The 14,473-nt window shown below is 56.1% G+C and carries 12 protein-coding genes and 1 pseudogene; 4 read left to right on the top strand and 9 right to left on the bottom strand.

Annotation, left to right across the window (positions count from 1 at the left end; all coding sequences use genetic code 11):
- Positions 1–14: 14 nt before the first annotated feature.
- The 4 genes and pseudogenes from N1689_RS05075 to N1689_RS05060 all read right to left on the bottom strand — a co-directional run bounded on the left by N1689_RS05075 (position 15) and on the right by N1689_RS05060 (position 2,682).
- Positions 15–371, bottom strand: a complete 357-nt coding sequence (locus N1689_RS05075; RefSeq protein ID WP_161732427.1) for a type II toxin-antitoxin system HicB family antitoxin — start codon at positions 369–371, stop codon at positions 15–17.
- Positions 364–644, bottom strand: a pseudogene (locus N1689_RS05070) (type II toxin-antitoxin system HicA family toxin). The gene N1689_RS05075 and the pseudogene N1689_RS05070 overlap by 8 nt, the downstream one beginning before the upstream one ends.
- Positions 645–795: 151 nt before the next feature.
- Entirely contained in the window at positions 796–1,290 is a 495-nt protein-coding gene (locus N1689_RS05065; protein ID WP_161732429.1) for an Rrf2 family transcriptional regulator, read from the bottom strand.
- A gap of 207 nt (positions 1,291–1,497) precedes the next feature.
- On the bottom strand, positions 1,498–2,682 hold the full coding sequence (locus N1689_RS05060; protein WP_260058148.1) for an MFS transporter: 1,185 nt from the start codon (positions 2,680–2,682) through the stop codon (positions 1,498–1,500).
- A 202-nt stretch (positions 2,683–2,884) separates the two neighbouring features.
- Here N1689_RS05060 and tus point away from each other — a divergent pair, with 202 nt between their 5' ends.
- Positions 2,885–3,814 (top strand): DNA replication terminus site-binding protein, encoded by a 930-nt coding sequence (gene tus / locus N1689_RS05055; protein WP_161732433.1) that lies wholly within the window; start codon positions 2,885–2,887, stop codon positions 3,812–3,814.
- Positions 3,815–3,856: 42 nt separating this feature from the next.
- On the opposite strand, the gene fumC is transcribed toward tus, so the two are convergent.
- Positions 3,857–5,254 carry a class II fumarate hydratase gene (gene fumC / locus N1689_RS05050; protein WP_260058147.1) on the bottom strand — a complete coding sequence of 466 codons (1,398 nt, stop codon included), beginning with the start codon at positions 5,252–5,254 and terminating at the stop codon, positions 3,857–3,859.
- 199 nt (positions 5,255–5,453) lie between these two features.
- Here fumC and manA point away from each other — a divergent pair, with 199 nt between their 5' ends.
- The 3 genes from manA (at position 5,454) to add (ending at position 9,446) form a co-directional block, all read left to right on the top strand.
- Positions 5,454–6,638: a mannose-6-phosphate isomerase gene (manA, locus tag N1689_RS05045; protein WP_260058146.1), complete on the top strand. Its 1,185-nt coding sequence runs from the start codon at positions 5,454–5,456 to the stop codon at positions 6,636–6,638.
- A 123-nt stretch (positions 6,639–6,761) separates the two neighbouring features.
- A complete protein-coding gene (locus N1689_RS05040) occupies positions 6,762–8,261 on the top strand; it encodes a YdgA family protein (RefSeq protein WP_260058145.1) in 1,500 nt (499 codons plus the stop codon).
- A gap of 189 nt (positions 8,262–8,450) precedes the next feature.
- The gene (gene add / locus N1689_RS05035; protein WP_260058144.1) at positions 8,451–9,446 is read left to right on the top strand and encodes an adenosine deaminase; all 996 of its coding nucleotides are present in this window, start codon (positions 8,451–8,453) and stop codon (positions 9,444–9,446) included.
- Positions 9,447–9,772: 326 nt separating this feature from the next.
- Here the strand turns inward: add and N1689_RS05030 are convergent, their stop codons facing one another.
- The 4 genes from N1689_RS05030 to araG form a co-directional block, all read right to left on the bottom strand.
- Positions 9,773–10,819 carry an oxidoreductase gene (locus N1689_RS05030; RefSeq protein WP_260058143.1) on the bottom strand — a complete coding sequence of 349 codons (1,047 nt, stop codon included), beginning with the start codon at positions 10,817–10,819 and terminating at the stop codon, positions 9,773–9,775.
- Between the two features lie 101 nt (positions 10,820–10,920).
- Positions 10,921–11,838 (bottom strand): arabinose operon transcriptional regulator AraC, encoded by a 918-nt coding sequence (araC, locus tag N1689_RS05025; protein WP_003853440.1) that lies wholly within the window; start codon positions 11,836–11,838, stop codon positions 10,921–10,923.
- 76 nt (positions 11,839–11,914) lie between these two features.
- Positions 11,915–12,898, bottom strand: coding sequence for an L-arabinose ABC transporter permease AraH (gene araH, locus N1689_RS05020; protein WP_013357784.1), 984 nt, complete (start codon positions 12,896–12,898; stop codon positions 11,915–11,917).
- Positions 12,899–12,910: 12 nt separating this feature from the next.
- The gene (gene araG, locus N1689_RS05015; RefSeq protein WP_161732444.1) at positions 12,911–14,431 is read right to left on the bottom strand and encodes an L-arabinose ABC transporter ATP-binding protein AraG; all 1,521 of its coding nucleotides are present in this window, start codon (positions 14,429–14,431) and stop codon (positions 12,911–12,913) included.
- Between the last annotated feature and the right edge of the window lie 42 nt (positions 14,432–14,473).

The following is a 14,473-nucleotide window of genomic DNA, read 5'->3' as shown; positions in this document are numbered from 1 at the left end:
TGGCAACATGTTGATTAGCGCCGCTTCAATCTTTCATTCAGCGTTTCAATGATAAACGCATTCAGCGAGGTTTCATTTTGCGCGGCAGCCTGAGACAGGCGCTCTCCCATCGATTCAGGATAGCGCAGCGTAAAGGTCTTAATTTTTTCCTGCTCAGCATAGGGATTAATGCCGGAGGCTGCACAATCTTCCAGGTATTCGCGCAGCGAAATCTCGCCCTCTTTGTACAGCCCCTGTACGCTGTCAGAGACAAAATCACAGTAGCCTGACAGGCCAGTAAAACGCCCACGGAACATGTGGAGTTCAGGAACATAGGTGATCACGGCGGGTTGCCCGGCGACGGTGATTGATGAATTTGAACGATTATTCATAAGGATCGACTCCAATACTTTCCAGCCATTCACGCAGATTAATAACAGCCCCTCTGTCGGTGTCTGGCGAAGGATGCGGCCGGTGAAAACGCGCTATTCTTCCTCTGAGAAGAAAACGCACCCGTGAACCACTGCCTTCTTTAATCTCACCACCCAGAGCCCTGATAATGACTCAACTGCCTGCCATTTCAGTCCGGACGGCGGCGGCATTTGAAAAACCTGCTCCAACGTTTCACGCTGTTTTTTCCGTAAGTCCCTGACAACGGTGTTCATCCTGACCTTCGCGACTTCACCCAGTGAAGTCATTTTATTACGATACGGTAAGAGGTCAAGATGGAATTTACGGAGAGAAGGCCTGTGTTGCAGGTTTGGGAAAGAAGTGGCTCAGAAATGGACGTTCAGCAGGCATAAAAAAAGCCGCTAATCAGCGGCCTTTTTTGCAGAGTTCTTCACTCTCTTCGGGTTCAGGTTCCGGCACGGCGGTGCAGTTGCTGGTATCGCGTTTCTTCAGTTCGTTCAGTGCGTCTGCCACGGTGCGTTTTGCCAGCACATCCAGCGACGCCTGCTCGGCTTCATCGGCTATCGACTTAAAGTACCAGCAGAGGTTGGCACTGACCAGACAGCGCGGCGCGACGTCAGGGCGCGCAGCCCAGATTTTTTTGTCTTCAATCACTGAGACATAGATATCCCGCAGGGTGATTTCCGCCGCAGGACGGCCCAGATGAATCGAACCGGTTCGGCCCAGCGTAGAGACGATAATGCCGTCACGGGTCAGCGGGACCATTAATTTTCGAATGAAACTGGGATTCGCTTCAAGCCCGTAGGCCAGAATCGCGCTGGTAGAGCGTTTACCCATTTGCTCCGCCATCGCTACGCTCAGAACCATTTGCAAAGCTGTCGGGAAGCGGTAATCAAGCATTTCTTTATCCTGAGTTGCGGTGCATCTTATTGTTTTATTGCCGCATAAGTGAACAATCAATGAGCAATAAATATAACAAACACTGTTGCTTTTTTGAAGCAAGCCCACGGTGACAAGGCACGTATTCACCAAAGGCTGAGGCCTGATAGCACAAGGTGCTTACCCTGTTCTTTGTCCTTATTCTGCTGAACACGGAGAACAGTGCGATCATGCGGTGGTGACCGACGCCGCCGGTAATCGCTGCTTTAGCGCCATAACCAGCACCACGTTAAAGATTGCTAAAGCGCAAAGCAACCACAGCGTCGCCGATGCACCCATCTTTTCAAACACATATCCACCCATCAGCGGTGTCAGTGCCTGTCCCATTAATGCCGGGCGGGCCATTTTACCCACTACAATCGCGTAAGACTCTGGTTTGACCATCGCCAGCGGTAAAGTTCCGCGCACGATGGCGCGTAAGCCATTTCCTGCGCCATACAGCACCATGCTCAGCAGCGCCATCTGCGGAAAAAGTGCCAGTAATAGCAGGCCCAGCGCCACCAGCCCGACAGAAAAAAAGGTAGTGCGGATCGGATGACTGCGTTTAAAGGCGATATCGACGAGTCGGGATCCCACCTGGCACGGGCCAAGTACGGCGCTGATCGCCAGCGCCGACGTCAGCGTATGGCCACTCGCCTGCAACAGCGCGATAAGCTGCACAGAAATCGCCGTCATGATCACAGACGCGAGAGTAAAAATGGCGCACAGCAGCCAGAACAGCGCAGGTTCAATCTCCGGCATGGCAGACTGTTTAACCGCCCTTTTTGCAGGCGGCTTAGCATGGCTCGCCGGTAAGGCAAACAGATAGGCAGGCAGCACGCAGATCACCATCATTGCCGCAATAATCAGTGACGCATCCCGCCAGCCAAATCCATGAATCAGTAACGCTGTGCCGGGCCAGACGAGCGTGGTACAGAAGCCTGAAATCAGCGTAATACCGGTGATCGCTGAACGTGCCTGACCGCCATAGCAGGTGCCGAGTGTGGCAAACAGGGCATCATAAAGGCCCATCGCCATACCGATGCCGATGATCACCCAGGCAAACAGAAACAGCGGCAGCGAGTCGCTGACCGCCATTATCACCAGCCCCACCGCCATTACCAGACCGCTTAACGCCAGTAACAGACGACCGCCGGTACGGGCGATAATCCTGCCAGCCAGCGGTGACAGCAGGCCTGACACCAGTATTCCCGTCGAGAGCGCGCCGTAGATCCACTGCTGTGACCAGCCTGTCTCAGCCGCAATCGGATTCGCCATCACCGCCATCAGGTAGAATGACCCGCCCCATGACAGGATCTGCACCAGGCCCAGGGTGAAAATGGCGGCGATACCGGGTTTGTTGTTCTGATTCACAGGCAATCTCTTGGTTAGCAGGCGAACCGTTTTTATAACATGTTCCGCGATAAGCCAAAATGCGTGATGCCCTTTTGACTGGATAGCTACGCAGGCCGCACGGTTTTAAGTAAAATACTTTTAGTATGTTGTAACTATATGGTGCTTGCATCCTCGCCAGGCTTCTGCCACATTGTGAACGTTGTAACTATGGAGGCACGACATGACGCGCTACGACTTAGTGGCTGATATGCATCAGTGTGTAAACGACCTGGAACTGGCGCTGGGCGAGTTGCGTCAGCAGATTGAGGCGCAGCCTTTGCTGATCGCCCGCATCTTCAGCCTGCCGCCGGTGGTGAAAGGCCGTGAACATGAAGCGATAACTCAGATTGCCGTTGAACAGCATCTCGGTGAGAGCGCGTTGAAGATGGCACTTGATCATTATTGCCGCCTGTTTATGCAGCATCAGTCCGAACAGCTCAGCACCAAGGCTGCCGTTCGCTTACCCGGCGCGCTCTGTATTGAATGCGATGCGCAGCGGGAAGCGGAGATCGGCTCGCTGGTCGACCTCATCAACCAGTTGAAAGCCCGGCTGGAGCAACTGATCACGGTAGACTCGGGCCTGCCGAGCGAAGCGCGTTTTGAGTTCGTCCACCAGCACCTGCGCGGCCTGATTACCCTGAATGCCTATCGCACGATCACCCTGCTCAGCGCCCCTGACAGCCTGCGTTTCGGCTGGGCCAACAAGCACATTATCAAGAATCTTAAGCGTGAAGAGGTGATCGCCCAGCTGGAAAAAAGCCTGAAGTCGGGACGCGCGAAGGCACCCTGGTCACGCGAACAGTGGGCGGAAAAAGTGCAGGAGGAGCTGGCAAGCGTGCGTGCCCTGCCCGCCTCGGCACGGCTGAAAATCAAGCGCCCGGTGAAAGTCCAGCCGGTGGCACGCGTCTGGCGCGCGGATGAACAAAAACAGACCCAGCTGGCCTGCCCTTCACCGATCCTGGTGATCTGTCGCGATCGCAGTCAGGTTCCGGTATTGGGCGAGCTGCTTAATTACGACGCCGATAACATTACGCATCGTCATAAGCCCGCCGCTGAACCGCTTAATCTGCTGATACCCCGACTGCATCTGTGGGTCGATTGCCCGATATAAAAAAAAGGCCAGCATTCGCTGGCCTCTTCTTCATCGCTGACATTACGACTTCATGCTGCCGACCATCTCTTCCGGACGAACCCAGGCATCAAACTCCTCTTCGGTCAGATACCCCAGCTTCAGCGCCGAACCCTTCAGCGTCAGCCCCTCTTTGTGCGCCTTCTTGGCAATTTCAGCCGCTTTGTCATAGCCGATGTGGGTGTTCAGCGCGGTCACCAGCATCAGTGATTCGTTGAGCAGTTGATCGATGCGCTCACGCACCGGCTCAATGCCGACGGCACAGTGATGGTTAAAGCTGTCCATGCCATCCGCCAGCAGGCGAATCGATTGCAGGAAGTTATGGATCACCATCGGACGGAAGACGTTAAGCTCAAAGTTACCCGACGCGCCGCCCATGTTGATCGCCACGTCGTTTCCCATCACCTGACAGCAAAGCATGGTCATCGCTTCACACTGCGTTGGGTTAACTTTGCCCGGCATGATTGAGCTGCCAGGTTCGTTTTCCGGAATGGCGATTTCGCCAATGCCGCAGCGCGGGCCGGAAGAGAGCCAGCGTACGTCATTGGCAATTTTCATCAGCGAGGCGGCAAGCCCTTTTAGCGCGCCATGCGCATGCACCAGCGCATCACAGGTTGCCAGTGCCTCAAACTTGTTGGGTGCGGTGACAAATGGCTGCTGCGTCAGATCGGCCAGCGCATTCGCCACGCGCACTGCATACTCCGGATGGGTGTTCAGACCGGTGCCTACGGCGGTTCCGCCCAGCGCCAGCTCCGCCACGTGCGGAATGCTCTGTTCGATATGCTTCAGGTTGTGCTCCAGCATCGCTACCCATCCGGAAATCTCCTGGCCCAGCGTCAGCGGCGTCGCATCCTGCAGGTGAGTACGACCAATCTTAACGATGTCTTTAAAGGCGTCAGACTTCTGGCTCAGCGTCTTTTTCAGTACCTGAATCTGAGGTATTAACTGTTCGCGCAGGGCGATCACGGCGGCAACATGCATCGCCGTCGGGAAGACGTCGTTGGAGCTCTGGCTCTTGTTCACATCGTCGTTAGGATGGACCAGGCGCGACATCCCGCGCTCCCCGCCGAGGATTTCACTCGCGCGGTTTGCCAGCACCTCATTCATGTTCATATTGGTCTGGGTGCCGGAACCGGTCTGCCAGATCGCCAGCGGGAACTCGTCCGCATGCTTATCCGCCAGCACTTCATCCGCCGCGCTGACAATCGCATCCGCGCGGTCAGCAGGCAGTAGCCCCAGATCGCGGTTTACGCTGGCCGCGGCGCGCTTGGTCAGTGCCAGCGCATGCACCAGCGCGGTCGGCATTTTTTCGGTTGAGATACGGAAGTGTTCCAGTGAGCGCTGCGTCTGCGCGCCCCACAGTTTGTCTGCCGGTACATCGATGGGGCCCATTGAATCTTTCTCAATGCGATTGGCTGCCATGAATACGTCTCCTTCACCTGTTTTTTAAAAGAATGATCGCCCGTTCTGTCATCGCAATCGATAACCCGGCGGTCAGGATACTGATATACAATAATTTAACATTATCAGAGCTTAGCGTCCTTTTGCGCTGGATATGTATTTTTACCGGTAGTTTCTGCTTTAATAGCCGCAATAATTTCCCGTGATAAAGGGTTACACAATGCAAAAAATGAATAACTCGCTGCAAAATTACGCATGGGGCAGCAAAACAGCGTTGACTGAGCTGTATGGGATTGCCAATCCCGAGGGCCTGCCGATGGCAGAGCTGTGGATGGGCGCACATCCGAAAAGTCCCTCTATCGTGATGGATCAGGGCAACGCGCGTTCGTTACGTGACGTGATTGATGCGGCGCCCGCCGCGATGCTGGGCGACGCGGTGGCACAGCGCTTTGGTGAATTGCCGTTCCTGTTTAAAGTGCTGTGTGCCGATCAGCCGCTGTCGATTCAGGTCCATCCCAGCAAACGTGCGGCCGAAGTGGGCTTTACCCGTGAGAATGCGGCGGGGATTCCGCTGACGGCCGCCGAGCGCAACTATAAAGATGCAAACCACAAGCCGGAGCTGGTCTATGCGCTGACGCCGTTTCAGGCAATGAATGGCTTTCGTACGCTGACGCAGATGGTCTCACTGCTCGAGCCGGTTGCAGGTGCACATCCTCAGATTGCCCATTTTCTGCAACATCCCGATCGGGAGACGCTTGCTGCGCTGTTCTCGACCCTGCTGTCACTGGAGGGTGAGGCGAAATCGCTGGCGCTGGGCGTGCTGAAATCCGCACTTGATGCGCAGCAGGGCGAGCCGTGGGAAACCATCCGCATGATTGCGGCTGAATATCCTGACGACAGCGGCCTGTTTTCACCGCTGCTGCTGAATGTCATCACCCTGCAGCCCGGCGAGGCAATGTTCCTCTACGCTGAAACCCCGCACGCGTATCTGAAAGGCGTAGCGCTGGAGGTGATGGCCAACTCTGATAACGTATTACGAGCCGGTTTAACCCCGAAATATATCGATATCGACGAGCTGATGGCCAACCTGAAGTTTGAGGAGAAGCCTGCGAGCTCGCTGCTGACGGAGCCAGAGCAACAGGGCAACATGCTGCTCTTCCCGATTCCGGTGGAAGATTTTGCCTTTGCCATCCATAGCCTGAATGCAGAACCGCAATCGCTGGCGCAGCAGAGCGCTGCCCTGCTGTTCTGCATCGAAGGCCAGGCGGTCATCGCCAAAGGCGATCAGCAACTGACGCTAAAACCGGGTGAATCCTGCTTCATTGCCGCCAGCGAATCGCCAGTAACGGTCGCCGGTACGGGCCGACTGGCACGGGTATTTAACGACTTAGGGCAGCGCGGCTGACGGAATCTCTGTTAACTGCTATTATTTCAACCTATTAGCTTTTAAACGCCTGCGGGCGTTTTTCTTCGGTCGCTGGGGTAAACCTGCGGCATAAGCGGACTCAAGGATAAGGACGAATCAGCAATGAAAAAGACCAATGTTGCCGTAGGTGTCATCATCGCACTGGGCGTAGTCTGGACTGGCGCGGCGTGGTTCACCGGCAAGCAAATTGAAAGCCACAGGGATGAGCTGGTGCAGAACGCCAATGCACAGCTGAACGCTTATGCCCCTAACAGTCGACTGAAGATCAGCTATCAGGACTATCAGCGCGGCGTGTTCAGCAGCAAGGTGAATCTGGTGGTTCAGGCCAATTCGCAGACGGAAGATAATCCGCTGCTTAAGCCGGGTCAGAGCATCATCCTGAATGAAACCATCGATCATGGCCCTTTCCCGTTTGCGCAGCTCAGGCATTTCAATCTGATCCCGAGCATGGCATCTGTTCATACCGAGCTGGCTAACACCGATGCGGTGAAGAAGCTGTTTGAGCTGACCGGCAATAAATCGCTGATTAACGCAGACACCCGCATCGGCTACAGCGGTGCTACCGATACCGCACTGCGTGTCCTGCCGGTTGATTATCAGAATGCGCAAACCGGCGAACGTTTTGCCACCAATGGCGGCACTTTCAACATCAGCGCCGATAATAAAGGCGATAAAGTGTCGCTGGACAGCGATGTGGATAGCCTCGCGCTGACCAGTAAAAATGAGATGGGCCAGCCGGTACTGTTCACTGTCAATGGTCTGAAGCTGAGCGGTAACACGCACCTCAGCCCCGAAGGCGTACGCATCGGCGATCAGTCGGTCGGTATTGAGAAGGTAAATGCCAGCATCAATGGTCAGGACGCCCTGACGCTGCACAAAATGAAAGGCACCTCCTCTTTCGACAACAGCGCCGGTAAAATTGGCGGCGATATCGACTACAAGGTTGAAAGCGTTCAGCTGCAGAAGCAGGACTTTGGTCAGGCAGCGCTGAAAATGAAGCTGTCACAGTTTGATGCGCAGGCGGTCAAAGCGTTCTCCGATCGTTATAACCAACAGATGCAGGAACTGCTGACCCAGCCTGGCGTTGCAGAAGATCCTATCCGCTATCAGGCAGGCATACATCAGATTCTGATAACCAATCTGCCGATGCTGCTGAAAGGCTCGCCATCCATCAGCATCGCTCCGCTGAGCTGGAAGAATGACAAAGGTGAAAGCACCTTTAATCTGACGGCCAGCTTCAATGACCCTTCTGCTGTTACCGGTGAAGCCCAGACTCTGAGCGCTATGGTTGATCGGGTACTGAAAAGTCTGGACAGCAAGCTGGTCATCAATATGCCGATGGCAACCGAAACCATGCATAAAGTGGGTCTGGCTGAAGGTTATCAGGCCGACGACGCGCAGAAGCTGGCGGATCAGCAGGTTAAAGGTCTGGCGGCGATGGGTCAGATGTTCCGCCTGACTCAACAGCAGGATAACAACATCGTGACCAGCCTGCAGTACACCAACGGTCAGGTGAACATGAACGGCGACAAGATGACGCTGGAACAGTTTCTGTCCCGTTATATGCTGGGTATGCCGACCAGCGAAGGCATGCCGCAGTAAGCGCTGTCTTCCACCAAAGGCGACCTGCGGGTCGCTTTTTTTATGCCTGACCGCTGCGGAAGTGAGTTTGCCCGCCAGTTATGGGTAATTAAGCAGCATCCGGCGCGGCTGTTGCGCAAATAGCTGGCGCTGTTGCGCAAGATATTTTTATAATGCTCTGCACTTCACCGACAACTCAGCGAGTGCGCCATGATCAATTCTAAAATTCCTCTGACTGATATTCACCGCCACCTTGATGGCAACATTCGTGCACAAACCATTCTTGATTTAGGCCGCCAGTTTAATCTCGCCCTGCCCGCATCAACCCTGGAGACGCTGCGTCCGCATGTGCAGGTTGGCCAGAATGAACCTGATCTGGTGAGCTTCCTGCAGAAACTCGACTGGGGCGTGAAAGTGCTGGGCGATCTGGATGCCTGCCGCCGCATTGCGCAGGAAAATGTCGAAGATGCCGCGCGCGCGGGCATTCATTATGCTGAACTGCGTTTTTCGCCCGGTTATATGGCGATGACCCACAATCTGCCAATTGCCGGTGTGGTGGAAGCGGTCATTGACGGCGTGCGCGCAGGCCGTCAGCAGCACGATATCGACGTGCGTCTGATTGGGATTATGAGCCGGACCTTTGGCGAAGATGCCTGCCTCAGCGAGCTGGAAGGTCTGCTTGCCCACCGCGATCATATCACTGCGGTCGATCTTGCGGGTGATGAGCTGGGCTTCCCGGGCAGCGAGTTCCTGAGTCACTTTACCCAGGCGCGCGATGCCGGTTTCCGCGTTACCGTGCATGCGGGCGAAGCAGCTGGTCCGGAGAGCATCTGGCAGGCGATTCGTGAGCTGGGCGCAGAACGTATCGGTCACGGCGTGAAAGCGATTGAAGATCGCGCGCTGATGGATTTCCTGGCGGAGCACCATATTGGTATTGAGTCCTGCCTGACCTCCAACATCCAGACCAGCACCGTGCCTTCACTGGCGCAGCATCCGCTGAAGACCTTCCTTGAGCATGGCATTCTGGCGACCATCAATACCGATGATCCCGCGGTTCAGGGCATTGAACTGGCGCATGAATATCATCATGCCGCACCGGCTGCCGGTCTGAGCGCGGCACAGATCCGTCAGGCGCAGGAGAATGGTCTGACGATTGCCTTCCTCAGCGACGCTGAGAAAGCGGCTATTCGCGCTCGCGTGCAGTAATCCTGAAGCGTAGCGACAAAAAACGGGCCGGATAACCGGCCCGTTTTTATGGTAACGAGGTATAGATCTTTTCGCTGTGGGACCGAGCCTGCGCAGAGACTACGGTCAGATCGGAAAGACGCAAAAGCCGTCATCCGTGACACGCTCGGCCCACGCAATTACGCACCTCATCCCTGAGGTGCGCCCGTACCGGGCCAACGCGTGGGACGCTTTCCTCTTCTGACCGTAGTCCCTGCGCGCTAAACAGATTTATTGCTGTCTGATTCACGCTACGGGCTTGTTAGCAATCTGACAGGCTGGTACCCAGCCCGTATTGCACCTACAGATTAAACGCGCTTCAGCGACAGCGTCTGGCGTTTCTCGGCGGATTGCAGACCCAGCTCGATCAGCTCCATCACCTGAATCGCCTCTTCCGCCGTCACCGGATTATTACCGCGTCCGGCAATCGCATCGCGGATGCCTGCATAGTAAGCAGGATAGTTGCCCGGCTGGGTCAGCTGGGTCGTTTCGGTCAGGGAATCTCCGTCAACCAGCGTCAGAGTACCATCACGCATGTCATAGCCCCAGTCTGCCTGCGGCGGGAAATCACCTGACTTCAGGCGATCTTCCTGCGGATCCAGACCATATTTGACGTAACTGCCGCGCGTGCCGTGGACGGTATAACGCGCAGATTCCGCTGCCACCAGCATGCTGGCGTGCAGCACGACGCGGCGCTGCGGATAGGTCAGCGTGGCGTGGAAGTAGTCGGTGGTCTGCGCACCCGGACGCATTTCGGCCAGATCGACATTGATGGCGACCGGCGGGCCAAACAGCTGCAGCGCCTGGTCCAGCAGATGCGGTCCCAGGTCATACCAGATTCCGCTGCCTGCGCCCTTCATTTCACGCCAGCGATTACGCACTTCCAGACGGAAACGGTCAAAATGCGATTCGAAGTAGCGCACGTCACCCAATGAACCTGCTTCAAGCAGGGATTTCAGCGTCAGGAAGTCACTGTCCCAGCGTCGGTTGTGGAACACCGACAGCAGCACCCCTTTGGCTTTCGCCAGCGCATCCAGCTCACGTGCCTGTGACAACGTCACGGTAAACGGCTTATCGACCACCACATGTTTACCGGCGTTCAGCGCCGCTTTAGCCAGCGGGAAGTGGGTATCATTAGGGGTAGGAATAACAATCAATTGCAGAGTCGGGTCGTCCAGCAGCGCCTGAGGATCGGCCACCACCTTTACGGCGGGCCAGTCGGCGTGAACTTTGCTGGCGTCGCTACTGGAAATGGCGGCCAGTTCGACGTCCGGCGTTCCCGCAATCAGCGGGGCATGAAACGTTTTACTGGCAAAGCCGTAGCCGATCAGACCAACACGTAATTTATCGCTCATTTGGATTCCTCTCAGAGCCTGTATGGCAGGCTCTTAGTTGATAACCTGATTGATTTAAGACTATTAACCAGGTGAGGACAAGGCGGAATCCCCCGAAAAAACTAGGAGATAGCACTTCGCGCCAGGGGCCAGGCCGTCTGCGCCGCCAGGCTGTCGTGCGCATCCTGATTGCGACGGCGGAAGTCGCTGGGACTGACGCCAACACGCTTGCGGAATACCCGTGAGAAGTAGAGCTGGTCATCGTAACCCACTTCACGTCCTACCGAGGCGATAGGTTCCTGGGTAGTCTGCAGCAGCAGTTTGGCGCGGATAACGCGCTGATCTTCACGCCAGCGTAGCAGATTCACACCCATCTGCTCGCGGAACAGGTGCGCCAGCCGCGACGGTGAAAGACAGACGTGACGTGCCACCTCTTCAATCTTCACCTCGCTGGCGAGATGATTGGTCACATACTGGCAGGCTTCAATCACGCGCGGATCGCGGATTAGCTGATGGCTGCGCGGATCTTCTTCAACGGCGCGCAGCAGCAGTCGCTCCAGCAGGTTCATCGCCAGCTCTTCCGCAAAGCGACGGCCCGAGTTATGGGTTTGTTCGATACTGGCAAACAGGCGGTCGAACTCGCCGCGCAGCGATTCCGGCAGCAGCAGTCGTCCCACGCCCTCCTGCTCATCCTGCCAGCGCAGCCAGTCGTGCCAGTAGGCGCGTGGACGGAAATAGACCCAGCGGTGGAACCACTGCGGGCTGTCCGGCGCGCGGCCATAATAGTGAGCGGTTTTTGGCTGAAACAGCAGCATTTCGCCCGGTTCGCAGTCAAATGCCCGCTCGCCGTCGAATACCCGCCCTTTGCCTTTGATGGTGAGGTTCAGAATGTAACCTTTCATGCCGTGCGGGCGATCGATAAAGAAATCGAGCGGGCCATCAGCGGTGATGGGCGTCAGCCCCGCCACCAGCCAGGCATTGAATGAATAGCCCGGCAACAAGGGGTTTTGCTGCTCGGCCGGTAATTCGCGGTGATACATAGCGTCCTCACTCAGTCTGTTATTGTTCGGATAGCCCGCAGAGACCTTTGCCTCTGCGGGCCAACGGCTCGATCAGTCAGGCTTTTTTCTGTTTGTAACGGTCAAAAATCACCGCAGCTAACAGTATCAGACCGCGCACCACATACTGTGAGAATGGCGAGATATTCAATAAATTCATCGCATTCTCGACGGTGCCGAGAATTAACACCCCTGCCACCACGTAGGAAATCTTGCCGATGCCGCCTTTCAGTGACACGCCGCCCAGTACGCAGGCAGAAATCACCACCAGCTCATAGCCGATGGAGGTCATTGGCTGACCACTGGTCATACGTGACGCCAGGATGATGCCCGCGGCCGCCGAAACCAGACCGGAAAGAATGAAGATGATGATACGGGTTCGCACCACCGGCACACCGGCCAGTCGCGCGGCCTCTTCATTGCCGCCAATCGCCAGGGTATTACGGCCAAAGGTGGTTTTGTTAAGCAGGAAGCCGAAGATCAGCATGGTAGCCAGCGTCAGCCAGATGGGCGCAGGCACGCCAAGCCAGTTGGCAAAACCGAGTTCAAAGAAGCGCTCATCTTCAATCCCGACTGCTTTACCGTCAGAGAAGATATAAGCCAGGCCGCGCACGATTTGCATCGTCGCCAGCGTGGTGATCAGCGCATTGATCTTGAGTCGGGCAATCACAAAACCGTTGATAAAACCGGTGATCATGCCGAGCACCAGACCGGCCGCTACACCAATCCACAGGCTTTCGGTCATGTTGATCACCACGGCGGTCACAACACCTGCACAGGCGATAACTGACGCAACCGACAGGTCAAAATCCCCGGAGGCCAGACAGAACAGCATGCCGCAGGCGACCATGCCGGACATCGACATCGCCAGCCCTAAGCCTTTCATATTGATAAACGAGCCGAAGTTCGGCACAAAAATCGCACAGACAATAAACAGCAGTGCAAATACCACCAGCATGCCGAAGTTGTCCCAGATGCGACCTAACTGCAGGCCGCCGCGTGAAGCGGGCTGCGGCGTATTTGAGGTCGTGGATGAAGCCATGATGATCTCCTGTCAGGCCACGGCGGCCGCTTGAGTGGTTTTGGGCATCGCCAGGCTCAGCGTCTGCTGCTCCGTGGCGTCGTCGTGCAGCAGTTCACCGGCAATGGCACCTTCACGCATTACCACGATGCGGTCGGCCAGGCCCATGACTTCCGGTAAATCGCTTGAGGCGAACAGCACCGCAATACCCCGGTTCGCCAGTTGATAAATCAGGTTGTAAATTTCATGTTTGGCACCGACATCGATGCCGCGCGTTGGCTCATCCAGCAGGATCACTTTCATATCCTCAGAGAGCCAGCGTCCCAGAATCGCCTTCTGCTGGTTACCGCCGGAGAGGTTCATGATCAGCTGGTCGGCGCTGGGCGTTTTGATGTTCAGCGAGCGGATATGACTGTCGGCGTTTTTGTTTTCCCAGCCGTTTTTAATCAGACAACCGGCGGTGAGATTGTGACGACGGGCGCTGATGTTGATGTTGTCGCGCACCGAGTGCACCGGAATAATGCCTTCGGCTTTGCGGTCTTCCGGACAGAGCATGATGCCCGCGCGGATGGCATCGATAGGCTCCCGCAGCGGCAGCGGTTTACCGTCCAGGATCACCTGACCGCCGCGCAGCCGCGTGCCGCCAAATAATCCTTTCAGCAGTTCACTGCGTCCGGCTCCGACCAGGCCAAACAGCCCGACGATTTCACCGGCATGAACTTTCAGCGAAATTGGCGTCCGCACGCCCTTCGCTTCAACCTTGTCCAGCTCCAGCCGCACTTCGCCTTTGGCCCGCGGTGAGTAGCCATAGATATCACCCAGGTTACGTCCCACCATCGCCTGCACCAGATCGTCATGATGAGTGTTGGCCATGTCAGTAAAGGTCCGCACGTAGCGACCATCTTTGAAGACGGTGATGGCATCGCTGAGGGCAAAGATCTCCTCCATGCGGTGAGAAACGTAGAGCACCACCCGGCCCTCCTCGCGGAGCTGGCGGATGACGCGGAACAGGTTGTCGATTTCACGCGCTGACAGGGAGCTGGTTGGCTCATCAAAGGCGATAATGCGCGCGTTGCGCGCCAGCGCTTTGGCAATCTCCACCATCTGCCACTGCCCCAGCGACAGGTATTTCAGCGGCATATCGGGATCGATATCCATGCCGAGATTTTTCAGCTGCACGCCCGCCTCAAAGCGCATCAGCTTACGATTAACCAGCCCGTGCTTGTGCGGAATCTGACCGAGGTAGATGTTCTCCGCCACGCTCATTTCCGGTACCAGATGCAGCTCCTGGTAAATAATGGCAACGCCCGCGTCCAGCGCATCTGTGGTGCGCTGAAAGCTCATTGGCTTGCCTTTAATACGAATCTCACCGCCGCTCGGCTGATAACTGCCGCTGAGTATTTTTAACAGCGTCGATTTGCCTGCGCCGTTTTCGCCCATCAGCGCATGGACTTCACCGCCCCGGCAGTCGAAGGAGATATCCTGCAACGCTTTCACGCCAGGGAAGGTTTTACTGATGCCATGAAACGACAGAAATGCTGAATCAGTGTTCATGTTGGTCCTCACTCTTTCGCGCCACCGGCCTGTTACGGCGGG

It is taken from the genome of Pantoea sp. XY16 (assembly GCF_025153065.1).
Classification (GTDB): domain Bacteria; phylum Pseudomonadota; class Gammaproteobacteria; order Enterobacterales; family Enterobacteriaceae; genus Pantoea; species Pantoea alfalfae.
The sequence above is the reverse complement of the archived record's forward strand: the minus strand, read 5'-3'. Positions and strand labels throughout refer to the sequence as shown.

Bases quoted from the DNA above. Each gene is read 5' to 3' on its own strand.
- N1689_RS05075 (WP_161732427.1), bottom strand. From the start codon at position 371: ATGAATAATCGTTCAAATTCATCAATCACCGTCGCCGGGCAACCCGCC.
- N1689_RS05065 (WP_161732429.1), bottom strand. From the start codon at position 1,290: ATGCTTGATTACCGCTTCCCGACAGCTTTGCAAATGGTTCTGAGCGTA.
- tus (WP_161732433.1), top strand. From the start codon at position 2,885: ATGACGCGCTACGACTTAGTGGCTGATATGCATCAGTGTGTAAACGAC.
- fumC (WP_260058147.1), bottom strand. From the start codon at position 5,254: ATGGCAGCCAATCGCATTGAGAAAGATTCAATGGGCCCCATCGATGTA.
- manA (WP_260058146.1), top strand. From the start codon at position 5,454: ATGCAAAAAATGAATAACTCGCTGCAAAATTACGCATGGGGCAGCAAA.
- N1689_RS05040 (WP_260058145.1), top strand. From the start codon at position 6,762: ATGAAAAAGACCAATGTTGCCGTAGGTGTCATCATCGCACTGGGCGTA.
- add (WP_260058144.1), top strand. From the start codon at position 8,451: ATGATCAATTCTAAAATTCCTCTGACTGATATTCACCGCCACCTTGAT.
- N1689_RS05030 (WP_260058143.1), bottom strand. From the start codon at position 10,819: ATGAGCGATAAATTACGTGTTGGTCTGATCGGCTACGGCTTTGCCAGT.
- araC (WP_003853440.1), bottom strand. From the start codon at position 11,838: ATGTATCACCGCGAATTACCGGCCGAGCAGCAAAACCCCTTGTTGCCG.
- araH (WP_013357784.1), bottom strand. From the start codon at position 12,898: ATGGCTTCATCCACGACCTCAAATACGCCGCAGCCCGCTTCACGCGGC.
- araG (WP_161732444.1), bottom strand. From the start codon at position 14,431: ATGAACACTGATTCAGCATTTCTGTCGTTTCATGGCATCAGTAAAACC.